Source organism: Micromonospora sp. LOL_025 (genome assembly GCF_048060285.1).
Classification (GTDB): domain Bacteria; phylum Actinomycetota; class Actinomycetes; order Mycobacteriales; family Micromonosporaceae; genus Micromonospora.
In genome coordinates this window covers 1-956 of sequence record NZ_JBHMIR010000102.1, presented here as the reverse complement: position 1 = coordinate 956, position 956 = coordinate 1, and the positions used below count along the sequence as shown (strand labels likewise).

Annotated in this window: 1 protein-coding gene; it reads right to left on the bottom strand. The window is 73.5% G+C overall.

What is annotated here, in order from left to right:
- Positions 1 to 956, bottom strand: a 956-nt coding sequence (locus ACFHW0_RS31660) for an acyltransferase domain-containing protein (RefSeq protein WP_416613295.1), incomplete at both ends; no start/stop codon positions are given.

Below are 956 nucleotides of genomic sequence, written 5' to 3'. Positions count from 1 at the left end.
GGCAGGCCGATGGCGTGGGCGGTGGCGAGGTTCGTCAGCAGCCGCGTCGCGTCGTCGTCACCCCTGCGCAGGCTGCCCAGGGTGTGCCCGGTGGCGCCGGTGTCGTCGAGGATCGCCGTCACCGGCATCGCCAGCACCGGGTGCGGGGAGATCTCCACGAACGTCGTGTGCCCGGCGGCCACGGCGACGCGGACGGCCGGGTCGAACCGCACCGTCTGCCGCAGGTTGTCGTACCAGTAGTCCGCCGTCATCGACGCCGGGTCGACCCAGTCCCCGGTCAACGTCGACACGAGCCGGGTGTGGCCCTGCTGCGGGCTCACGTCGGCCAGGTCGGCGCGCAGTTGCTCGGCGACCTCCTGCACGGCGGCGGAATGCGACGCGTAGTCCACCGGGATCAACCGCGCCCGCACACCCTCGGCCTGACACGCCTCGACGAGGTCGGCGACCGGCTGCGGCGGACCCGACACCACCACGGTCGACGGACCGTTCACGGCCGCCACCCCCACGCCCGGGAACGCGGACAGCCGCGCGGCCACCGCGTCGGCCGACAGGTCCACCGACGCCATCGTGCCGGTGCCCCGCAGCACCGTCAGCGCCCGCGACCGCAACGCCACGGCCTTCGCCGCGTCCTCCAAGCTGAGAATCCCGGCCACGCACGCCGCACCGATCTCACCCTGCGAGTGACCGACCACCGCAACCGGGGCCACCCCCGCGTGCTGCCACACCGCCGCCAGCGCCATACCCACGGCCCACAGCACCGGCTGCACGACCTCGACCCGCGCCAACCACGACTCGTCATCACCCGTCAACACCGACACCAGGTCCACGTCCAGGTACGGCGCGAGGGCCCGCTGACACTCCGCCAGCCGCGCGTCGAACACCGGCGTACGACCCACCAGACCGGCGGCCATCCGCGCCGACTGCGCACCCTGACCCGGGAACACGAACACCGCACC